Here is a 21,478-nt window from a genome sequence, read left to right as displayed (position 1 = left end):
CCCTTTCATAATCCAAACACACGTAAAAACTACAATCATCACTATCGTACCACAAATTACATTTAAGTGGTACTGGCGATTCACGCTTTCGTTCGCATATTTTAAGCCTTGGAATCCGAACCTATAGATTAGACTTAGCTCTAATTTAGAACGATCAATGGAGGGTTTCAGGCATGCATAGAAAATGGATTGGTGGTCTTACAATTTTAGCCTTAGCTGCTCTGCTTATACCAATGACGCCGATATTTGCCCCTAAAGACGTCAAAAAACCGCCGCAAACGTCTAGTTTTTCTGCAAAACGCGAGCATACGCTCAAAATTGCTGCGCTGCAATCCGATATGAAAGCGACAGCGATGCTTTGCTCCACGGAGTGCTCCAAAGATTTTCAGAAGCTGATGAGCTCCAGTATGGGATCAAAAAACGAAGCGGATCAACAAATCAAGCATATGATGCATGAGCATGCGCACATGGCTTATATTAGCTGGATTTCGGGCAATCGCAGCGTTGATCGAGGAGCCCTTCCACAAACAGAGGATCAGAAAGTTAAATCTTATGTTTCTGAAGCAAAATCACAAGTTAGCAAAGGGGCCAAGTTTGAATCCCCTTCTTTCACGGCCAAAAATGGAAGCCGTTATATGGTGCTGGGTGTGCCAGACTCCAAGCATAGTGGAATCGGTGTGGTCGGTGTCATCAAACAAGATATTTTGAAATCCGTAGAACATCATCAAATGCGCAACCTTAGACTTGTACCTTACCCGGCTGAAGGAAATTACAAAATCGAATCCGTTAAACCAAACTCAACGATTGATACGACTGTTCGTACTGGCGAGGATAACGGTAATGCCAGTCATTATCATGTTCGTGACGTCGTTGTACATTTCGTTAAGCCTCTTTCGGGCAGCGAGCTTGAACAGGTAAAACGTGATATAAATGCGGAGTGGGTTAAACAAGTCGGAGATACTTTTATTTTCCGCTCAAGAAATATTGAAACGGATCAGCTAGTCCGTTATTTCAAGCAAACGTGGAATACCGAATATACAGAACCACATTATTTGTATATGACAAATGAGAGCTCAGCCGCAATCGTTCCAAACGACGCTTTGTACTCAGAGTACCAATGGAATTTGCCATCAATTGAGACGGAAAAGGGCTGGAGTTTATCTAAAGGCAGTGACAAGGTTATTATTGCTGTGCTTGATACCGGCGTGCAAAGCAACCACCCGGATTTGAAGGGAAAGCTTGCTGAAGGCAAAAATATTGTAGATGAAAATGCGGCTCCCGATGATGATGTTGGCCACGGAACCCATGTATCTGGCATCATTGGCGCTACCGTTAACAATAATGAAGGTGTTGCCGGTTTATCATGGTATAACAAAATTATGCCTGTTAAAGTATTGGACAGCAGCGGTGCAGGCTCCACTTATTCCGTTGCTCAAGGTATTATTTGGGCCGTCGATCATGGAGCCAAGGTCATTAATATGAGCTTAGGCAACTATGCGCAGGCAGATTTTCTTCATGACGCGATTAAATACGCCTATGACCATGACGTCGTCATGATTGCAGCCAGCGGTAACGATAATACGGATCGACCGGGATATCCAGCCGCATATCCGGAAGTATTCGCTGTTGCGGCTACCAACAGCAGCAAAGAAAAAGCTTCATTTTCCAACTATGGCGATTATATAGACGTTGCAGCACCTGGCGACAGCATTGCGAGTACCTATCCTGGCAGTCAATATGCAGCATTGTCCGGCACATCTATGGCAAGTCCCCATGTCGCGGCATTGGCAGGATTGATTCGGTCCATTAATCCTGAGCTATCCAACGTTGAGGTCATGGAAATTATGAGAAAATCAGCTATAGATTTAGGCGCCAAAGGAAAAGACGATTATTTTGGCTATGGAGAAATCGATGTTGATAAAGCACTGCAAGCTGCTTCAAAATACGGTGGAGCGCTGCAAACTTATCCCGATCAGGTAAAAAGAAGGCTTGATCGGATTATGAATAAGTACGGGAAGTAATTCAGCAAACACAATAAAGCACCCATCGCATGCGATGGGTGCTCTTTGTTTGTAAGTGTAAGGTCGTGCGGAAAGTTTGTCGTAAGCCGGGTTCTGTACTTCTGGTGGTCCAAACGGGAACGACCCTCCCACGATGAAGCGACAATCATCTATCTAGGCCGTACATTACTATACGGCTCCAGCAACCAACCCGGACGCGCCTCAGGCTAAGGCTGCAGCTTAGGGGCTGCGGCGTCCTCTCGGTCTTGCTCCAGATGGGGTTTACCAGGAACGTAGTCACCTATGCTCCTCGTGGTCTCTTACACCACGGTTCCACCCTTACCTGTTCCGGCTAAAAGCCGGCCATCGGCGGTCCATTTCTGTGGCACTATCCTTCAGCTCGCGCTGACTGGACGTTATCCAGCATCCTGCCCTGCGGAGCCCGGACTTTCCTCTCGCGGCAACAAGGCCGCCAGCGATTGTCTGTCAAACTTTCCGTGGCATCGTTAAGTATACAAGGTATTTCACAAAAGCTCAACCCTCAATGCCATTCCAATCTAATAATAATTTAACTATATAAAAGTAAACGGTTCTGTGTTCAAGGAAGAAGCAACCGCTGTCGTTTCATATTTACTGCTCACAAGCTGTTCATTCAACCAATTTGCAACCTTCTGCTTCATCACTTTTTCAATGTTATGACCAGGGTCGATGATCGTCATTCCTGCAGCCAGCGCATCATGTGCCGTGTGATAATCAATATCTCCAGTGACAAGCACATCAGCGCCGGAAAATACAGCATGGCGTACATATTTACCACCCGCACCTCCGAGTACAGCGGCTTTGCGAATGACTCGGTCGAGTGCACCAACGACTCTCACTGCTGGAACATCAAATAATTGCTTCGCTTGTTCCGCAAGCTCACCCAGTGTCGTCGGCTCGGCTAGCTTGCCGACTCTGCCCAGTCCAAATGATCTGCCCTTTAAATCGACTGAATATAAATCATAAGCAACCTCTTCATACGGATGTGCTTTGAGCATAGCTTGGACCGTTTTGCGGTGGACGCTGTGAGGCACGATCGTTTCAATCCGAATCTCATCAGCACACTCCAGCTTTCCTTCCTCGCCAATGAACGGGTTCGTTCCTGATCCAGGAATAAATGTTCCTGTCCCCTTTATATTGAAGCTGCAGTTGCTGTAGCTGCCAATTTTACCTGCTCCTGCACGCCACATAGCCTCAAGCACTTGCTCGTGATGGCTCTCTGGTACAAATACAACAAGCTTGTACAGCTTATCCGTATGCACTTCCTCCAAACACTGGCGGTTATCCGGCACGATACCGATTAAATCAGCGAGCCAATCATTTATTCCGCCATCTGCCACATCAAGATTGGTATGTGAAATATAAACGGCAATGTCGTTTTTGATAAGCTTCTCGTATAGGCGCCCTGCCGCAGTTGATGTATCCAGCTTTGCAAGCGGCCGATATATGATCGCATGATGAGCGATAATAAGCTCAGCACCTTGCTCGATCGCTTCATCAACAACAGCATCCGTCACATCCAATGCAACGAGGATCTTCTTAATCGGTTTATTTAATGTGCCAAGCTGCAGGCCGATTTTGTCATTCTCAACCGCATAATGCTTAGGCGCAAGCTGCTCCATTAACTGGATCACGGTTTGTCCATTGGCAAGCATTGTAAAACCTCCTCAATCACGTTCATCTCCGCCTGAAACTGCTCGCGTTTACTCGCTGATTCAGCAAGATCAGATCCACCCAGCTGATCACAAATACGCTCAAGCTTATTCAGCTCATGACGCCATTTTTTAAGCAATACAGGCTGAGGCTCGCGAAGCAAATACGGACCCATTTGCTTCAAAACACCAAATAGCTTGTCATCCGCCAACTTAACCTTTAAGAAGCTGCCATCATAAAGCTCGCTATTGCGCGCTTTAGCATCCAATACACGTATGGCGTGCATCACTTCATAAATTTTTCCGTCTTCTTCGAGAATGCTTTCTGCAGCCAAATACCAATTATGCTTCAATAGCCATTCGCGTACGACTTCTTCACCTACATTAGGCTGCAGCACAAGCTCTACAACCCCTTCTAGCTTGCCCGCCGCATGACCTGCCTCCAATATATCGCTCATAAGGCTGCCGCCCATACCGGCTATTGTGACCGTGTCAGCCTCACCAGGCTGAAGCACGTTCAGGCCATCGCCTTGCCGGACTGTCAAACGAGCAGTCATTCCAGCAGCAGCACCTTGCTTCTTCGCTGCCTCATAGGGACCGAGGTTCAGCTCTCCTGCGATCGCTGTAGGGCACTTATCGATTTGCAGCAAATATACGGGGAGCATCGCATGATCCGAGCCTATATCAGCTACACGCGAGCCCGTGGTTACGTAATCTGCAATCTTCTGCAGACGCCTTGATAGTTTTAACATTATACAACCCACACCATCCATTGTTTTCGCATTGAAAATAATATTATGCCGCCTATCGCTATTTTGACAATGAGCTGCAGCTGCAACAAAATCGCATCATTTACGAACATGACCGAGTATAGCTCAGGCATAAACCACACGAGCGCGCAGGTTGCAAACAAAACAGCAGATACCGGCTTCGACCAGCGATGTACAAACCAACTGCTCCAGCCAAATAAACAAGCGATAGGCAGCCAGTATAGCTGCACCTCATACCATTTCGAATCCAGCATAAATTGTGACAGCAGCCACGCATAAACAAGTATAGCCGCCAACCATCCACTTAAATGAAGGGCAGGAATGCGAGCCTTTATTCCGTAAACAACCCAAAAGATCGAACAAAAGGCTAATAAGCCTGTTTTCCAGCCCCAATGATCAAAAGCATGCAGATTCAACATATACAATCCCCCGCCTAGAAGGAGGAGCATTCCCGTACTTGTTATTGCCAATCCAGCTGACTCGTTGCGGCTGCGAAGTCGCTGTCCCGTAAGTAAAAAAACAGCCACCGCGCCGACCACAACAGCCATTTGCAATAACGGATGAAATTCGTTAAAATAAAGCACAACAAAGGAAATTAAGGTAAAAGTTCCAAATGTAAGTAGCCATTGCATACCTGTAGCTCGTTGTACTGCGGCGATTGCTTTTCCAACTGTATGATGCTGTTCTTTAGTTGTTTGGATCGTATCTTGATCAGCATACAAATTCAGCAGAAAGTCACAATATTGATCTGGCAGCAGCTTGCTTCGCCGCCAATGATCAATTTCTTTCACGATAATTTGCCGACGATCCTGATTCATAAAATCCCGCTATCCTTTCGGTCGACTTGTCTTGCCTGCACAAGTCCGTATGTATGAGGTTGGCATTTTAGAAAAAAGACCTCGCTGCACGAGCAGAAAGGTCAATATACTAAACATCAAGTTTTTTTATTCGAGGAAATCTTTCAAACGTTTGCTGCGGCTTGGATGACGCAGTTTGCGAAGTGCTTTGGCTTCAATTTGACGAATACGCTCACGCGTAACACCAAATACTTTGCCAACTTCCTCAAGCGTCCTCGTGCGTCCATCATCAAGTCCGAAGCGAAGACGAAGTACATTTTCTTCTCTTTCAGTCAATGTATCGAGCACGTCTTCCAGTTGCTCTTTAAGCAGCTCATACGCAGCAGCATCTGCTGGAGCAAGCGCTTCTTGGTCTTCAATGAAATCACCTAGGTGAGAATCATCTTCTTCCCCGATTGGAGTTTCGAGCGATACCGGTTCTTGTGCGATCTTCATAATCTCACGAACCTTCTCGGTGCTTAGCTCCATCTCCGCAGCAATTTCCTCCGGTGTCGGTTCGCGTCCAAGTTCTTGGAGCAATTGACGTGATACTCTAATGAGCTTGTTAATCGTTTCCACCATATGAACAGGGATACGAATAGTTCGTGCTTGGTCAGCAATGGCGCGAGTGATCGCTTGACGAATCCACCATGTTGCATACGTACTGAATTTGAAGCCCTTCTGATGGTCAAACTTCTCAACTGCTTTAATAAGTCCCATATTGCCCTCTTGAATCAAATCAAGGAACAACATGCCTCTACCTACATAACGTTTCGCAATACTGACAACAAGCCGTAGGTTCGCTTCCGCAAGTCTACGTTTTGCTTCCTCGTCACCATTCTCGATACGTTGTGCAAGTTCAACCTCATCATCTGCAGAAAGAAGTGGAACCCGACCGATTTCTTTCAAATACATACGTACCGGGTCATTAATTTTTATACCCGGCGGCAAAGCTAGATCATCATCAAAGTTAAAGTCGTCCTGTTCGCGCTCTTGCTCTTCCCCTTGGGCAGCGAGTGGATTTTCTTCGTCATTTTCGTTCAGTACCTCAATCCCAAAATCATCGAGCTGTTCGAAAAATTCATCAATTTGTTCAGGGTCTTGATCGAACGGAGCCAACTTATCCATAATTTCTTTATACGTCAAAGATGACCTCTTTTTGCCTTGCTCAATCAATTGATCCTTCACATGATCCAGTTTTTGTTCGGTATCTAGTTCAGTATGTTGATCATTCGCCATATTCCGACTCCCTCCCCCCTAGAAACGATCTTCCTGTCGTCCTTTGAGCTGTCTCTCTAGGGTTATAATCTCACTTGCTATTTGTGCTGCTGCCAAAAAATCTCCGGTACGCTCAGCACGCACCATTTCTTCTTTCTTGCGTTCAATATCACGATACTGCGGTACTTTAATAATGTCTTGGATATATGCGTCCATCGTCGTATCATCGAACGGAAAGTCACCGTCCATCATCAAAATCGATGCAGCTGTACGTTCTAATCGGTCATCATGCAGCGTTGCAATAAAGCGGCTGACATCCGGATCATAGCCTTGAGCAAAATAAGCGTATAAATAAGCAGCAAGAGCTGCGTGATCCTCTACATTAAACGCATCGCCGAGTCGTTCATGAACCGATTGCGCTACCTCTCGATCCCGCATCATAACGTGCAGCAACCTTCGTTCTGCATGTGTGTAAGCAGGCATAAGAGTAGGTGGTCCAGACTTTCGGGGCTTTTCATTCCTACCATTATTCCACGAATTGTCGTTATTATCCCCTTGCGGTTTCTTTTTTTGCAGCTCCTGTCTAATTTGATGACAGTCCTGTTTCAAAGCATCCAGTGAGATTTCGAACTCTCGTGAAATTTCCTTCAGGTAGACTTCGCGTTCCGTTGAAGAATCAAGCTCTGCAACAATTTGTACCGCCTCAAGCAGATAGTTCTTTCTACCTTCTTCTTTTAGCAGTATATGGTTTTTCCTTGAATATATAAGCTTAAATTTTGTCACCGATACCGGCTGATCCATTATCTCTCGCAAGAAATACTCCGGACCATATTCGCTTATATAATCATCGGGATCCTTTCCTTTCGGAAGCATCGCCACCGATACTTTGAGGCCTGCGCCTTCAAGCATCGGAATTGATTTGAATGCTGCTGCTTGTCCTGCATCATCACCGTCATAACATACAATGACTTCTTCGGCTTGTCGTTTTAGAATAGCGCAATGTTCTTCGGTCAAAGCCGTTCCCATCGTGGCAATTCCATTTTTTACGCCAGCGCTCCATGATTTAATGACGTCCATGTAACCTTCAAACAATACAACTTGCTTACTCTTTCGAATAGATGGCCGCGCATAGTGCAGATTGTAAAGTGTTCTGCTTTTCGTAAACAGCATCGTTTCCGAGGTATTCAAGTATTTCGGCTGTCCTTCGCCTATAATGCGACCCGCAAACGCGGTAGCTTTGCCGTCTCGATCCCATATCGGAAACATAATGCGATTTCGAAACCGATCCACATATCCACTCCCGTCAGATTTAGCCGAAAGCAATCCGCCTTTTTCCATCAATGCAAGATCAAACCCACGATTCGTTAAAAACCGGGCCAGCAAGTCCCATTCCTCAGGAGCGTAACCAATCATAAAATGATCAATCAGCTTATCACTAAGTCCGCGATCCCGCAAATATTGCTTTGCCGCTTGTCCTTGCTTCGTGTTATTCAGCACATGATGATATAACTTAATTGTCAGCTCATGCGCCTCAATGATCTTGGCTCGGTCTGCATCATGCGGCGTGGATTTCACTCCATCTGGTGATGCCCAGGTTACAGGCATTCCCGCATCCATCGCCAGCACTCGAACAGCTTCAGGAAACGAATAACCTTCCATTTCCTCAAAAAAACGAATAACGTTGCCGCCCTTACCGCAGCCGTAGCAATGGTAAATTTGGAGCTCCGGCGTCACTGTAAATGAGGGAGTCTTCTCCGAATGGAACGGACATAACCCCTTCATATATTTGCCGTGCTTCGTGAGATGAACATATTTCCCGACCGTCTCTACGATGTCATAATGCTTGCGAACCGCATCAATGACCTCTTCCGGTATTTTATTACCGTATGTCATCGTTCATCACCTTCATCCTAGTAACACGTAAATAATATTCGCTATACGTCATGGTTCTCCTGCTCATTTCGTAAAACTTTTGTCAACTTTTGTTGAAACCGTGCACGATCGTCGTTGTTCATCGCTTTTGGCCCTCTTGTTTTGCCTCCGGTACGGCGACGTTTCGCAAGTTCGTGTCTACGTTCCATCAAATAATCAATGTTCTCATCGGTATATTGTTCTCCGCGAGGAGACAATACGACAGCGCCTTTGCCGATTGCTATGCATGCCAGTCCAAAATCTTGTGTAACGACAATATCTCCACGCACAATATGGTTCACAATGTATAGATCGACAGATTGATTGCTTCGGTCCACCTGTACAATATCTACTCCAGGCTGAGGCTCCAGCCGATGGTCGTGAGAAGCAACCATAAGTACTGCTACAGAAAAGAGTCTTGCCGTTTCACCTATTTCCGTTTTTACCGGACATGCATCCGCATCGACCACAATGGTAGGTTTTTGTTGACGAATAGAAAATCACCGCTCGGTTTCAAATTCTTTTCCTATACTATTATATACGGCATAACTCTAAAAAATCCTTCCGCTTGACATTATGGCAAACGTACATATTCCATAATCAAACTTGCTGTCTCTTCAACGGCTCGATGTGATACGTCAATCACAACGCAGCCTAGCTGCTTCATAATAGTATCGGCATAAAGCAGTTCCTTTTCAATACGATCAGGAGTCGCATAAGATGCATTATTCGGTAAGCCAAGTGCTTTAAGGCGTTCTTTGCGTATTGTATTTAAGTATGGAACACCTATTGTAAGCCCGATTATTTTGCGTTTTGGCAGCTTAAACAATTCGTCTGGCGGCTTTAGCTCAGGGACTAGCGGCACATTAGCAACTTTGAACTTCTGATGCGCGAGGTACATCGATAAAGGCGTTTTTGACGTGCGTGATACGCCAACGAGTACAATATCTGCTTTTAGTACGCCGGATGTATCTCTCGCGTCATCATATTTTACCGCAAATTCTACAGCATCTACCTTTTTGAAATAATTGGCATCAAGCACATGATTAAGACCAGGCTCTTGACGTGATTTCCGCCCAGTCCGCTTCTCCAGCGTCTCGATAAAAGATCCCAAAAGATCGATCGCGGTAACGCTGTATGCCTCTGCAAACTTTTTCATGCTGTCGCGAAGATGCGGAATAACGAGTGTATAGATCACTATTGCATCAACTTGCTGCGCCTGCTCAATAATTCGCAGCAAGCCTGCCTCTTCCGTTACAAAAGGGGCTCTGCGGATATCGGTATGAAGTGGATGAAATTGCGCGATTGCTGCGCGTACAACAAGCTCCCCTGTATCACCAGCTGCATCGGAGACGACATATACGATTACTTCGGGATTAGAACGAGACATGATCTATCATCCTCCTTACGGACTCAATTACCAAACGAGCTTCGAGAAATCTGCGATAATCGCAATATCTTCTGCGATACCAGCAAGCGTTGACAATCGATTCGCACGAACAGCCTCATCAGGCGCCATGACCATAACATTCTCAAAATAGTTATGAATAAACGGCTTCAACGATGATAAAGATTGTACCGCTCTTGAAATATCTCCCTCATCAATCGCTTGTTTAAACGTTGGACGCTGCGCTAGCCATGTTTGATACAGCTCTGTTTCCACCTGTTCTGCGAACAAAGCTGGATCAACCGCTGAATCAGCAGCTTTGGAACCCAGATTGCTGACACGGTTAAACTGCTCGACAGTTAGCTTAAATTCAGTACGATCGCTGCTTGCAGCAAGCGCTTGAACGACGCTCGCACGCTCGATGGTCGATTTCAGATCTGCAAAACCAGAAGCCATAACGGCATCTACAACATCATAACGAACGCCTTGCTCGGACAATACGTTCTTAACGCGAAGCGCAAAGAAATCAGAAAGATCTTTGCGGATTTCAGCAGCGTCGCGTTTAAGGCCGCGGTTCTCATGTACGGATAGCGCAGCATCATACAAATCGTTTAGCTCCAGCTTCAAGCCGTGCGCCAAAATAATTTGAACGATACCTGCTGCTTGCCTGCGAAGGGCATAAGGATCTTGCGAGCCTGTCGGAATGATGCCGATCGAGAAACAACCAACGATTGTATCGATTTTGTCCGCTAAGCTTACGATTGCTCCTGTTAATTCAGATGGAGCTAGATCTCCGGCAAAACGCGGCTGATAATGTTCATTAATGGCTTTCGCCACTGAAGCTCGCTCTCCTGCTTTTAGAGCATAATCTTCCCCCATAATGCCTTGCAGTTCAGGAAATTCATAAACCATTTGGGATACGAGATCGAATTTGCAAATATCAGCAGAGCGGCTAATGTCGCTGGACGTTTGCTCATCGATCAGCAAATGCTTGCTCAGAAGATCAGCTGTTGCACGAATGCGTCTTACTTTGTCAGCTACTGAGCCTAGCTCTTCGTGATATACGATATTCTCAAGCTTCGAAAGAGCATGCTCTATCGTGAGCTTATGATCTTCTTCATAAAAGAATTTAGCATCCGAAAGTCTTGCGCGCAGTACTTTCTCATTACCTTTCGATACTAGCTCGATCGACTTAAGATCGCCGTTGCGAACCGTAACGAAAAACGGAAGAAGCTCACCTTCGCTGTTGAATACCGGGAAATACCGTTGATGCTCACGCATCGATGTAATAAGCACTTCCTGCGGAATGTGTAGAAAAGCTGGGTCGAAGCCGCCAAACAATACGTTTGGATATTCAACTAGAAAAACAACCTCTTCAAGCAAATCTTCCTTGATTGCAATCTCCCAGCCTTTTTCTTTGGCTAGACGATCGATCTGAGCTACAATCAGCTCTTCACGTTCGCTGACATCAGCAAGAACATGCTGCTCGCGCAGGCGCTGAGCGTATTGAGCAGGTTCTTGTACAGTTGCATCATTGCCAAGGAAACGATGTCCGCGTGTTGTATTTCCAGTTTGTACCCCTGTAATTTCAAAAGGAATCACATCTTGACCAAATAGTGCAACCAACCACCGGATCGGTCTAACAAACTTTAGCTCATGATTGCCCCAACGCATGTTTTTCGGGAAAGACATCGAAGTAATCAAGCTGAGCAAGCCATCTGGCAGTACCGCTGCTGTGTCTGTACCGATGCTGCTTTTGGTAGCATAAACATATTCAACGCCAGCTAGTTCTTGGAAATACAGCTGTTCAGGCTCAACGCCTTGGCTTCTAGCAAATCCAAGAGCAGCTTTGCTCCAATTGCCTTGGTCGTCTTGAGCAATTTTACGAGAAGGACCTTTAGCTTCTTCATTCATATCCGTTTGCTTCTCAGCTACGTCGTTAATTAGAACAGCAATTCGGCGTGGTGTAGCATACACATTTACAGCGCCGTGTTCGATTCTTGAGTCCGCAAGCCACTTCACCATTTTATCCTTTAGCTGGTTCATCGCACCGCGCACGAACCGAGCAGGCACTTCCTCAAGTCCGATTTCAAGCAACAAATCTCTAGTCATGCTGCTCCACTCCTTTCTTCAGCAAAGGGAATCCAAGACGTTCTCTTTCCTCGTAGTATGTCGATGCGCAAGCACGCGCTAAATTTCTTACCCGTGTAATATAGCCCGTTCTTTCCGTTACGCTGATTGCGCCGCGCGCATCGAGCAGGTTAAAGGTGTGCGAGCATTTTAATACGTAATCGTACGCTGGAAACACAAGATGATGCTCCATCGTTTTTTGAGCTTCCTGCTCATACATGTTAAATAAAGAGAACAGCATTGCTGTATCCGATGTCTCGAATGTATATTTGGAATGCTCATACTCTGGTTGTTTGAAGACGTCACCGTAGGTTACTCCTTCAACCCATTCCAAATCAAAAACATTCTCTTTTTGTTGAATATAAGAAGCCAAACGCTCCATACCATATGTGATCTCAACAGCGACAGGATTAGCATCAATGCCGCCAACCTGTTGGAAATATGTGAATTGCGTAATTTCCATGCCGTCCAGCCATACTTCCCAGCCTAAACCCCAAGCGCCAAGAGTTGGTGATTCCCAGTTATCCTCAACGAAACGGATATCATGCTCAAGTGCATCAATGCCTAGCTGCTTCAAGCTTTCCAAATAAAGCTCCTGAATATTGTCAGGCGATGGCTTCAAAATAACTTGGAATTGATGATGCTGGTATAAACGGTTTGGGTTCTCACCGTATCGACCGTCCGCTGGACGTCTTGATGGTTCCACATAGGCAACATTCCAAGGCTCAGGACCAATCGAGCGTAGAAACGTCATAGGGTTCATCGTTCCTGCACCCTTCTCAACGTCATAAGGCTGTACGAGAATACAATTTTGTTCAGCCCAGAACTGCTGCAAAGTCAAAATCATTTTTTGAAAATTCATAACTGACCCTCTCCTTCTTCCTCTGTTTTGTGTCCGTCAAAGCGAAGCAGGCAAAGGCGTTTATACGCAAAAAACTCCCGTCTCTACGCCTGCTCCCAGACGTAGGGACGAGAGTTGTAATCCCGCGGTTCCACCCTACTTGGTCAGCTCCTTAAGAGCAAACCCTCTTTGCTTGTATACGACTCCGGAGTGCCTTTTCATCGTTTTGACCGTCTGGGCTTTCACTTTCCCCAGCTCGCTAACCAAGTCCGCTTAAAACGATTACTTTCTCCATCACTGCCCAATATTCATATTGCATTATTTTATGCTTCTTTATGCCAATTGTCAAACATCGATCCTAGGTATCATAATAAAGCCGCTAATGTGCACGAATCTCATCTGTATTAGACGTTTTTCCATCACGTTTGCCGATAATATCTTTCATACCCGTATTCCCCATCATCAAAACACAAACTAATGCTAAGCTTGCGGGAACAATAGACCAAACGAACGTGGTTGATACTGAATCTGACAAAGCGGCAACAATTTTCTCCATGACTGGAGCCGGTATTTCCGCACGCTTCTCCGGTGATAACAGCTCGCGTGCATTTTCCGTCATCGGAGCCGCTCCTTCCCCACCTGCAAAAGCATCAGTCATACCCTTTGTAAAGTGGTTGCGCTGAATAATGCCGAATACCGTAATCCCTACTGTCATGCCTAATGAACGAATGAAGGACATCGTAGATGTGGCGCTTCCTCTTTGCCGCATATCGAATCCATGAATGGAGGACATTCCAAGCACAGAGAATGAGAAGCCGATACCAAATCCAGTTAAGAACATATACACGGACAACATAAACCTTGTTGTTTCCGGCGTAATGGTGGATAGCAAGAAAATACCTGTAATAAATATAACAGCTGAAATCATCATGACGCTGCGATAGGACATTTTGTTGACTAATAAACCACCGAGCTGCGCCGCAATAACTGATCCCAAGGTCATAGGCAGTAAAGTTAAACCTGCACTAACCGCTGTTCCGCCGAATACGCCTTGGACAAACATCGGGATATATAAAGCTGCTGTAATAAACGCCGCTCCGTAGAATAAGCCCGCTCCCGTACTTGCTGCAAACAGTCTTTGTTTGAACATATTAAACGAAATAATTGGTTCTGCTGCCTTGGTTTCCACGAAAAGAAAGATGCCGAGTAAAACCGCAAAGCCAGCAAATAAACCAATAATTTGCACTGAATCCCAAGCAAACTCAGTTCCACCGAGCTCGAGTGCAAACATGAGACAGACGATAGAGCCCACAAGTGTCGTTGCTCCCCACCAGTCGATCTTTTGCTTGGAATGAGAAAGCGACTCTTTGTAATAAATAACGATAAAAGCAAGTGCCACAAGACCAATGGGTACATTGATGTAAAAGATCCAGCGCCAATTGATATATTCCGTTAAGTATGCGCCTGCAAGCGGTCCAAACAAGCTTGAGGTACCAAATACAGCACCGAACAATCCACCCATTTTACCGCGTTTCTCTGCTGGAAAAATGTCAAATACGATTGCAAAGGCAATTGGCATCATCGCACCGCCGCCAATACCTTGAATAGCACGGTAAATGGTCAGCTGCGTAATCGATTCAGCCGTTCCGCAAAGAACAGAGCCGATTAGAAATAAAGAAATACCTAAAACGAAAAAACGTTTTCTCCCATACATGTCAGACAATTTCCCAAAAATCGGCATGCCTGCCATCTCTGTTACCAAATATGCAGATGTAACCCACACATATTTGTCCAAGCCGCCAAGATCGGATACAATCGTTGCCATTGCTGTCGATACAATCGTATTATCGATTGATGCGACCAGTATACCAAGCAAAAGTCCGGCCACGACAAAGCCCAGTCTATTTTGTCCTGTAGACATCAGGTCAACCCCTCCAATTACTATGAATCTCAAACAACCTCATCTATCATAAATCAATTTCTTAGATGATGAAATCATGCAGAGGAATGAGCCTTCCCTCCGTCTTGAGACCGATAACAAACCAAAAGCACCCATTTCAAGAAATGAATTTCTTTACATCAATTTATCGAGCTGATCAAGAAAATTACGCGATTTCAACTGCATTCCTAAATGAGTATCTAACAGCTTACGCATAGCAATTTTCAGCTCTGCTTTTGTCTCAGGCTTCACTTGAATTGAACCAAGTCTTCTCATATCCATCCTGCGGAACAAACGAAGCAGCTTATAAGCACCCTCCCCTAGCGAAATCGCATGAGGATCTTTACCAGTACATCTTGAGCATAATATTCCACCCGCATAGGGAGAAAGTTTAAAAGGACCAACAACGTTTCCGCAGCTTACACACTCATCAAGTGCAGGAGCATAACCAGACAAATCCAAAATGCGCATTTCATAAAGATGAGAAACGATTTGCGGGTCTTTGCCTTCTTGAAGTGCAGAAAGACATGCTTTTAGCTGCTCAAAATGAAAACCCGTTGCCTCGTCGTCCTGTATTGAACGATCCGTCAATTCTGCTACGTAAGAGGAATAAGCAGCCAAATCAAGCTTCTCACGCAAAACATGGTGAGATTCAATAATCTCACCATGATTAAGCGTGCCAAGCCCGCTGCTTCGGAAATAAACAAACTCTCCATATGTAAACGGCTGCGCGAGCGAAGAATGTTTGCTTTTCACCTTTTTCGCTCCGCGTATAAGTACACCCGCTTTTCCATTTGTCTTCGTCAGCAGAGTAACAATTTTATTGCCTTCCCCGTAATCCATGCTTCGCAGCACAATTCCCTCGACACGATACAACATAATGCAAACTCTCCCCTGAAAGCAGAAACGTATGTTTACCGTCCCATGGCGGCAAACATACGTTTAGCTGTTAAAAACACAAAAGCTCTATACTTGATCAACCGATTCAAATAATGCCATTGATACGTTAGACAGATGTGTCCTCGAGGTCCAGCTCGGCAAGCTCATCCTGATTTCCTACTAACGCATCGGAGCTGCCTTCTGCTCCGTATTGGTGTATTTCCTTGTATAACATGAAAGACTCGACATCCCCGGTCAACGTAAAATACTTCCACGAAAAATTCCGCATACGTATTCATCCCTTTCCGTCCCCTGAAATGCTGCTTCAGACGTTAATAGGATGCGATAAACCGCTCATGTCTATCCTTAACAAAATACGTCAATTATGCTTATTCGTTCCGGTAACCAAGATCCTTCAGCACACGCTCCTGATTGCGCCAATCCTTCTTCACTTTTACCCACAGCTCAAGAAAGATGCGTGAGCCAAGGAGCGCTTCGATATCTTTTCGCGCTTGTTTGCCAACTTCCTTCAGCAAATCACCTTTTTTGCCAATGATGATACCCTTCTGAGAATCACGCTCTACAAAAATAACAGCGCCGATATAGACGACTCCATTTTCCTTTACGCGCATATCCTCAATGGTCACTGCGATTGAATGTGGAATCTCTTCACGCGTCATATGCAATATTTTCTCGCGAATAAGCTCCGAACAAACAAATTGCTCAGGGTGATCAGTAATTTGATCTGCTGGATAATACTGTGGTCCTTCTGGCAAATAACGTGTCAGCTGTTCAAGCAAGGTTTCCACATTATTACCCTTAAGCGCTGAAATTGGGATAATTTCCGCAAATTCATGCAATGCATTATATTGTGTAATCATCGGCAGAAGCTGTTCAGGCTCTACTTTATCGATTTTGTTCATTACTAGGAAAACAGGTGTTTTCACTTTTTTCAGCTGTTCAATAATAAAACGGTCACCGCCGCCTAGTCCCTCTGACGCATCGATTAGAAAGAGCGCTGCTTCCACTTCACGAAGCGCGCTTTCCGCGGTTTGCATCATATAATTCCCAAGCTTGGATTGTGGTTTATGAATACCAGGTGTATCAAGAAACACGATTTGTGTGTCATTTGTCGTATAAACACCATGAATTTTATTCCGTGTCGTTTGCGGCTTATCTGACATAATCGCAATTTTTTGACCGATAAGATGGTTCATCAACGTTGATTTACCAACATTTGGCCTGCCGATTATAGCTACGAAACCGGACCGAAATTTTTTGTTGCTGCGTTCATTTGATGTTTTTTGATTCATATTCTTGTTTAACGCTCCCTATTATCTAATGAAGCCGGCGTGAAGGCACCCGGCAATATGCCTGAAACGGTTGAGATCGTCCATTGACCTTTTAAATTCCCCATAATGACAGGCATTTCTGGCGGACATAGCTCAACTAGAACCTGGCGGCAAACGCCGCATGGCGCGATTGGAGTATCCGTATCGCCAATAACAGCTATTGCTTGGAATTGTCCTGGTCGCTTTCCATCCGCTACTGCGCGATATAATGCGGTACGCTCCGCACAGTTTGTTGGACTGTAAGCTGCGTTCTCTATGTTGCAACCATAATGGACTTGGCCCTCATCGTCAAGCAGTGCTGCTCCAACCTGGAAATTTGAATAAGGAACGTATGCTCTTGACATCGCTTCCTTAGCCGAAATCATTAGCGAAGTGTAAGACTCCGACAATCCTTCAAAAACCACCATAAATATCCCGCCATTCCCCGTTTTTTAATCCATTATTAAATGCCATAAGGGCGGCCCAAGTATGAGCAGCCCTATAATTGCAGAAATTGCAGCAGCAACTAACACCGCCCCAGCAGCAACATCCTTAGCAGCTTTAGCTACTGGATGAATATTGGGGCTTGCTAGATCAACCGCCTGTTCAATTGCCGTATTTACCATTTCAGCACTTATCACGAGGGCGATCGCCATTAAAATAATCGCCCATTCAAGCGGCTTAAGTGATAGCATAAAACCTAAACAGCACACCACTGCGGCGGCAATTGCGTGAAACCGCATATGACTTTGAGTCCGAAGAGCAAAGCCTATGCCGGATATTGCAACTGCGAAACTAGATATAACTTTTCGCATTAACGAGTTAAGCCAGCCTGCTGCAAAATCGCTTCTTGCTTAGCGGTCATTTCGGCTTCGGTTTCATCATCCTGATGATCGTAACCGATCAAATGCAAAAAACCATGTACAAACAAAAAGCCGATTTCGCGTTCCAAGGAATGACCGTACTCCTCGCTTTGAGCAAGAGCCGTATCCACGCTTATTATAATATCGCCAAGCATGCCTGAGATCGGGTCCTTCTCATCCTCGCTGTCCACTTCAAAAATAATATCAAGCTCATCCACGCCATCTTCTTGCATAGCGAATGACAATACATCGGTTGGACGATCAATTCCGCGATATTCACGATTCAGCTGATGAATTTCCTCATCGTTTGTGAATGTTAAAGACACCTCACCATCGGAAATGCCTTCCGCTTCACCAGCCAATTGCAGCAATTGCTCTATTTTTGTAATCCAATCCTCGAGTATTTCCAGCTTTTCCTGCTCATTGCTCCAACCGAGTTGCAAGCTCATGACAAACGCTCCTTTGTTTTCACATCATCCGGATATTCAATACGTGAATGGAAGATGCCAATTACGCTTTCCTTAAGTGAATGCGCAATTTTGTCCAGCTCCTTCAACGTTAAATCACATTCATTGTATTGATTGTCATCCAGCCTGCTTTTAATAATTTTGTTAATCATTGCTTCTACCTGCTCTACTGTCGGGTTGCGAAGGCTGCGAACCGCTGCTTCCACGCAATCAGCAATGCCAACAACAGCCGCTTCCTTTGACTGTGCCTTCGGACCAGGATACCTAAAATCATCTTCCGTAAACGCAGGTTCGACACCTTGTTCTTCCGCTTGTTTTATCGCTTTGTAATAAAAGAATTTCAGCGATGTTGTCCCATGGTGCTGCTCTGCAATATCGCGAATCGGCTTAGGGATATTATGCCCTTTAAGCATATCGACGCCGTCTCTCGCATGAGCAACAATGATTGATTTGCTTAACTTAGGATCAATCGTATCATGCGGATTTTCAATATTGGATTGGTTTTCGATAAAATAATTCGGCCGCTTCGTCTTCCCAATATCGTGGTAAAACGAGCCAACCCGGCATAATAAGCCGTCTGCCCCAATTGATTCTGCTGCCGCCTCTGACAAATTGCCCACCATTACGCTATGGTGATAGGTTCCCGGCGTTTCAGTCAACAGCTTGCGAAGCAGCGGGTGATTGGGATTCGAAAGCTCTACAAGCTTAAGCGCAGATAAAATGCCGAATGTAACTTCAAAGAACGGCATCAAGCCAATGACGAGCACCGCAGTAATCAAACCGCTAGCAAACGCAAAAGCAACAGAATAGATGAAATGAGCACGTTCCAGCTGTTCAGACAGCAGTAAAATGGATAAAACGGACAAGGAGCCAAATAAACTCACCATTATTCCGGCCTTCAATATTGTTGATCGCTGACTCGCTCTATGAATCGAGAAGATGGCAGCAAACGAAACGACAATAATGACAAAGCCATACTGGAAATCAAAAATTTGATGCTGGCTCGTGTTCAATATAATACTGCCCATTATTGCAAATATTATGGAGCTGATCATGGCTAGATGCATATCTAGCAGCAAGGTAATCAGCATCGTTCCGAGAGCAGCAGGAGCCAAATAACCCGCATAAGGGGCAGCATCCGTCTGCGTCAACGAAGTAATCTCCATCGTAATAATATTGATCAGAAAGATGAGCCACAACATCAAAAGAGAAGAGTTGTTATATTTGGGCTTAATCCCATTGATACTTCCAGACTGATGCAAATACGCGTAAATGACGACGATAAACATCACAGACATGATTAGCAATCCGAACTGTGGCCAATAAGTCTTACGATCCTGCAGCAGGGAAGAATCTACGAGCAGCTTGTACAATTCAGGCGTAATCGTCTGACCGCGCTTCACGATCAGCTCACCTTCTTTAATTACGACAGGCGGCGTGTTTTGCTTAGCCTGCACTTTAGCCTCGTCCGTCGCTTCCTTATCCAGAAACTTGTTTGGCATGATGGCAAATCTCGCAAGCTCCTGCACAATTTCTCTGCTTGTCCGGCTGGATAGCGAGCTTGCATTAACAAGTTCCGCAACCTGTGTTCGAGCGGTTTCCGCATCACGAAGCTGCTCTACTGTCAGTTTACGCACAATATCCCGAGCTACATCGCGCATCTCGGTTAGCGTTTCTGCTGTTAGATTGGGCATCTTGTAAAAGGTTTCTTCCGGAATGGTGTATTGCTGCTCCTTCGCAATAAGCGCCATTTCCTCAAGCAGCGTGTTGTTATACGTTCCACGGCCCTTATTCAGCTTAACAAAGGTATCAATATACTCCGAATAACGACCTGGGATTTCATTGCGATAAATATCAATCTTATTTTGCAAGGTTACTTGGTCGTCCTGATTCAGCTGCTCTATTCGAACAAAGATTTGGTCTACAAGCACCTCGTTGCGTAGCGGTACTATCGAATAGATGACATCGACTTTCTCGGCTGCATCCTCTTCCGCTTGTCTAGTCGCCTTCTCGTCTTTAATTTGGAAGGGCGCTTTGATATCCTTCTCGCTTACAGCGCCCTCCTGAATATCATAGGTTTCAGGAACGAGATGCGGAGCTAAGCTGAAATAGAATAGCAGCACAAACATCAACATCAGCACCCAGCGAACGGCTGCACTCTGCTTCCAACCCGCCGTTTTGGACGGCCGCAAGTTCCCTTGTTTTCCGGTCTGGTTTTGGTTCATGCAGCAGACATTCCTTTCTAGGCTTTGTTTTCAGCATCCCAGTTGTAGGCAACAATAATCTTTTGAACGAGCGAATGACGAACGACGTCCTGCTCTGAGAAAAGGATGATGCCAATTTCCTCTATGTCTCTCAGAATCCGCTGAGCTTCAATTAAGCCGGAGTTTTTGCCCCGCGGTAAATCGATTTGCGTAACGTCTCCCGTTATAACCATTTTAGAACTAAATCCTAGTCTTGTTAGAAACATTTTCATTTGCTCAGGCGTCGTATTTTGTGCTTCATCCAAAATAATAAACGCATCGTCAAGCGTTCTGCCGCGCATATAAGCAAGCGGAGCAATTTCAATCATTCCGCGCTCAAGCGCTTTGACCGTCTGATCAGGTCCAAGCACATCATGCAGTGCATCATACAAAGGACGAAGATAAGGATCGACCTTCTCCTGCAAATCGCCTGGCAAAAAGCCGAGATTTTCTCCCGCTTCTACGGCAGGTCTCGTAAGAACAATTCTTTTTACCGAGCCTTCCTTCAAAGCAGCGACAGCGAGCACAACGGCCAAATATGTCTTACCTGTTCCGGCTGGGCCTATTCCAAACACGATATCCTTCTTGCGGATCGTCTTCACATAATGGCGTTGACCGATCGTCTTTACCCGAATCGGCTTACCACGGAAGGTAGTTGTAATTTCTTTCTTAAACAAGTCCAACAGCTCTTCTGCCTGCATCGATCTGGCGAGCTCAAGTGCATATGCAACATCACGCTCTGATGGCTTATAGCCCCCGCGAACGAGCTGTAAGAGCACATTGTATAGTTGTTCTAACGAATCAACCTCTTCTACAGGACCTGATATGACAATTTCCGCTTCACGCGATGTAATCGAAGACTCTACTTGCGCTTGAATGAGACGTAAAAAATTATCCTGTGGTCCGAATACTCCAAGTCCTTCCGCTGCGTTGCCGAGCGGTATCTTTACTACTTTCGTTTCAATTTGCAAC

Annotated in this window: 19 protein-coding genes and 1 other RNA gene; 1 reads left to right on the top strand and 19 read right to left on the bottom strand. The window is 45.3% G+C overall.

Going from position 1 to position 21,478, the window contains the following annotated elements; translation table 11 throughout:
• Nucleotides 1-173: 173 nt before the first annotated feature.
• Nucleotides 174-2,021: a S8 family peptidase gene (locus AC1DOV_RS27300; protein WP_076266907.1), complete on the top strand. Its 1,848-nt coding sequence runs from the start codon at nt 174-176 to the stop codon at nt 2,019-2,021.
• Nucleotides 2,022-2,088: 67 nt separating this feature from the next.
• Here the strand turns inward: AC1DOV_RS27300 and rnpB are convergent.
• From rnpB to AC1DOV_RS27205, 19 genes are all read right to left on the bottom strand, one after another.
• An RNA gene (rnpB, locus tag AC1DOV_RS27295) (RNase P RNA component class A) lies at nt 2,089-2,495 on the bottom strand.
• Between the two features lie 77 nt (nt 2,496-2,572).
• A complete protein-coding gene (locus AC1DOV_RS27290) occupies nt 2,573-3,694 on the bottom strand; it encodes a Nif3-like dinuclear metal center hexameric protein (protein ID WP_477551497.1) in 1,122 nt (373 codons plus the stop codon).
• On the bottom strand, nt 3,670-4,443 hold the full coding sequence (locus AC1DOV_RS27285; protein ID WP_477551496.1) for a tRNA (adenine(22)-N(1))-methyltransferase: 774 nt from the start codon (nt 4,441-4,443) through the stop codon (nt 3,670-3,672). Before AC1DOV_RS27285 ends, AC1DOV_RS27290 begins: the two co-directional genes overlap by 25 nt.
• Nucleotides 4,443-5,279, bottom strand: coding sequence for a hypothetical protein (locus AC1DOV_RS27280; protein ID WP_339203430.1), 837 nt, complete (start codon nt 5,277-5,279; stop codon nt 4,443-4,445). The genes AC1DOV_RS27285 and AC1DOV_RS27280 overlap by 1 nt, the downstream gene beginning before the upstream one ends.
• 126 nt (nt 5,280-5,405) lie before the next feature.
• Nucleotides 5,406-6,536: an RNA polymerase sigma factor RpoD gene (gene rpoD / locus AC1DOV_RS27275; protein WP_053376806.1), complete on the bottom strand. Its 1,131-nt coding sequence runs from the start codon at nt 6,534-6,536 to the stop codon at nt 5,406-5,408.
• An 18-nt stretch (nt 6,537-6,554) separates the two neighbouring features.
• Entirely contained in the window at nt 6,555-8,408 is a 1,854-nt protein-coding gene (gene dnaG, locus AC1DOV_RS27270; protein ID WP_477551495.1) for a DNA primase, read from the bottom strand.
• 41 nt (nt 8,409-8,449) lie between these two features.
• A complete protein-coding gene (locus tag AC1DOV_RS27265) occupies nt 8,450-8,899 on the bottom strand; it encodes a YaiI/YqxD family protein (protein WP_339209682.1) in 450 nt (149 codons plus the stop codon).
• Nucleotides 8,900-9,000: 101 nt separating this feature from the next.
• A complete protein-coding gene (locus AC1DOV_RS27260; RefSeq protein WP_076266901.1) occupies nt 9,001-9,816 on the bottom strand; it encodes a pyruvate, water dikinase regulatory protein in 816 nt (271 codons plus the stop codon).
• A gap of 27 nt (nt 9,817-9,843) precedes the next feature.
• Entirely contained in the window at nt 9,844-11,925 is a 2,082-nt protein-coding gene (glyS, locus tag AC1DOV_RS27255; protein ID WP_477551494.1) for a glycine--tRNA ligase subunit beta, read from the bottom strand.
• Nucleotides 11,918-12,805 (bottom strand): glycine--tRNA ligase subunit alpha, encoded by an 888-nt coding sequence (glyQ, locus tag AC1DOV_RS27250; RefSeq protein ID WP_076266899.1) that lies wholly within the window; start codon nt 12,803-12,805, stop codon nt 11,918-11,920. Before glyQ ends, glyS begins: the two co-directional genes overlap by 8 nt.
• A gap of 358 nt (nt 12,806-13,163) precedes the next feature.
• Complete coding sequence (locus AC1DOV_RS27245) at nt 13,164-14,705, bottom strand: MDR family MFS transporter (RefSeq protein WP_477551493.1); 1,542 nt, start codon at nt 14,703-14,705, stop codon at nt 13,164-13,166.
• A 153-nt stretch (nt 14,706-14,858) separates the two neighbouring features.
• Nucleotides 14,859-15,602 (bottom strand): DNA repair protein RecO, encoded by a 744-nt coding sequence (gene recO, locus AC1DOV_RS27240; RefSeq protein ID WP_477511372.1) that lies wholly within the window; start codon nt 15,600-15,602, stop codon nt 14,859-14,861.
• A gap of 127 nt (nt 15,603-15,729) precedes the next feature.
• Nucleotides 15,730-15,891: a YqzL family protein gene (locus AC1DOV_RS27235; RefSeq protein ID WP_076266896.1), complete on the bottom strand. Its 162-nt coding sequence runs from the start codon at nt 15,889-15,891 to the stop codon at nt 15,730-15,732.
• Nucleotides 15,892-15,991: 100 nt separating this feature from the next.
• Nucleotides 15,992-16,915, bottom strand: a complete 924-nt coding sequence (era, locus tag AC1DOV_RS27230; RefSeq protein ID WP_054024225.1) for a GTPase Era — start codon at nt 16,913-16,915, stop codon at nt 15,992-15,994.
• 8 nt (nt 16,916-16,923) lie between these two features.
• Complete coding sequence (gene cdd / locus AC1DOV_RS27225; protein ID WP_477511370.1) at nt 16,924-17,361, bottom strand: cytidine deaminase; 438 nt, start codon at nt 17,359-17,361, stop codon at nt 16,924-16,926.
• A gap of 24 nt (nt 17,362-17,385) precedes the next feature.
• Nucleotides 17,386-17,748: a diacylglycerol kinase family protein gene (locus AC1DOV_RS27220; RefSeq protein ID WP_477511369.1), complete on the bottom strand. Its 363-nt coding sequence runs from the start codon at nt 17,746-17,748 to the stop codon at nt 17,386-17,388.
• Nucleotides 17,748-18,245, bottom strand: a complete 498-nt coding sequence (ybeY, locus tag AC1DOV_RS27215; protein ID WP_477511368.1) for an rRNA maturation RNase YbeY — start codon at nt 18,243-18,245, stop codon at nt 17,748-17,750. Before ybeY ends, AC1DOV_RS27220 begins: the two co-directional genes overlap by 1 nt.
• Nucleotides 18,242-20,488 (bottom strand): HD family phosphohydrolase, encoded by a 2,247-nt coding sequence (locus AC1DOV_RS27210; RefSeq protein ID WP_477551492.1) that lies wholly within the window; start codon nt 20,486-20,488, stop codon nt 18,242-18,244. Before AC1DOV_RS27210 ends, ybeY begins: the two co-directional genes overlap by 4 nt.
• A 17-nt stretch (nt 20,489-20,505) precedes the next feature.
• The gene (locus AC1DOV_RS27205) at nt 20,506-21,477 is read right to left on the bottom strand and encodes a PhoH family protein (RefSeq protein ID WP_054026960.1); all 972 of its coding nucleotides are present in this window, start codon (nt 21,475-21,477) and stop codon (nt 20,506-20,508) included.
• Nucleotide 21,478 lies beyond the last annotated feature (1 nt).

The organism is Paenibacillus sp. 01T47 (genome assembly GCF_056398245.1).
This window is presented reverse-complemented; position numbering and strand designations above follow the sequence as displayed.

Bases quoted from the DNA above. Each gene is read 5' to 3' on its own strand.
- ybeY (WP_477511368.1), bottom strand. From the start codon at position 18,245: ATGAGCTTGCAACTCGGTTGGAGCAATGAGCAGGAAAAGCTGGAAATA.
- glyQ (WP_076266899.1), bottom strand. From the start codon at position 12,805: ATGAATTTTCAAAAAATGATTTTGACTTTGCAGCAGTTCTGGGCTGAA.
- dnaG (WP_477551495.1), bottom strand. From the start codon at position 8,408: ATGACATACGGTAATAAAATACCGGAAGAGGTCATTGATGCGGTTCGC.
- AC1DOV_RS27285 (WP_477551496.1), bottom strand. From the start codon at position 4,443: ATGTTAAAACTATCAAGGCGTCTGCAGAAGATTGCAGATTACGTAACC.
- AC1DOV_RS27210 (WP_477551492.1), bottom strand. From the start codon at position 20,488: ATGAACCAAAACCAGACCGGAAAACAAGGGAACTTGCGGCCGTCCAAA.
- AC1DOV_RS27245 (WP_477551493.1), bottom strand. From the start codon at position 14,705: ATGTCTACAGGACAAAATAGACTGGGCTTTGTCGTGGCCGGACTTTTG.
- AC1DOV_RS27290 (WP_477551497.1), bottom strand. From the start codon at position 3,694: ATGCTTGCCAATGGACAAACCGTGATCCAGTTAATGGAGCAGCTTGCG.
- glyS (WP_477551494.1), bottom strand. From the start codon at position 11,925: ATGACTAGAGATTTGTTGCTTGAAATCGGACTTGAGGAAGTGCCTGCT.
- rpoD (WP_053376806.1), bottom strand. From the start codon at position 6,536: ATGGCGAATGATCAACATACTGAACTAGATACCGAACAAAAACTGGAT.
- era (WP_054024225.1), bottom strand. From the start codon at position 16,915: ATGAATCAAAAAACATCAAATGAACGCAGCAACAAAAAATTTCGGTCC.
- AC1DOV_RS27280 (WP_339203430.1), bottom strand. From the start codon at position 5,279: ATGAATCAGGATCGTCGGCAAATTATCGTGAAAGAAATTGATCATTGG.
- AC1DOV_RS27260 (WP_076266901.1), bottom strand. From the start codon at position 9,816: ATGTCTCGTTCTAATCCCGAAGTAATCGTATATGTCGTCTCCGATGCA.
- AC1DOV_RS27220 (WP_477511369.1), bottom strand. From the start codon at position 17,748: ATGCGAAAAGTTATATCTAGTTTCGCAGTTGCAATATCCGGCATAGGC.
- AC1DOV_RS27235 (WP_076266896.1), bottom strand. From the start codon at position 15,891: ATGCGGAATTTTTCGTGGAAGTATTTTACGTTGACCGGGGATGTCGAG.
- cdd (WP_477511370.1), bottom strand. From the start codon at position 17,361: ATGGTGGTTTTTGAAGGATTGTCGGAGTCTTACACTTCGCTAATGATT.
- recO (WP_477511372.1), bottom strand. From the start codon at position 15,602: ATGTTGTATCGTGTCGAGGGAATTGTGCTGCGAAGCATGGATTACGGG.
- AC1DOV_RS27300 (WP_076266907.1), top strand. From the start codon at position 174: ATGCATAGAAAATGGATTGGTGGTCTTACAATTTTAGCCTTAGCTGCT.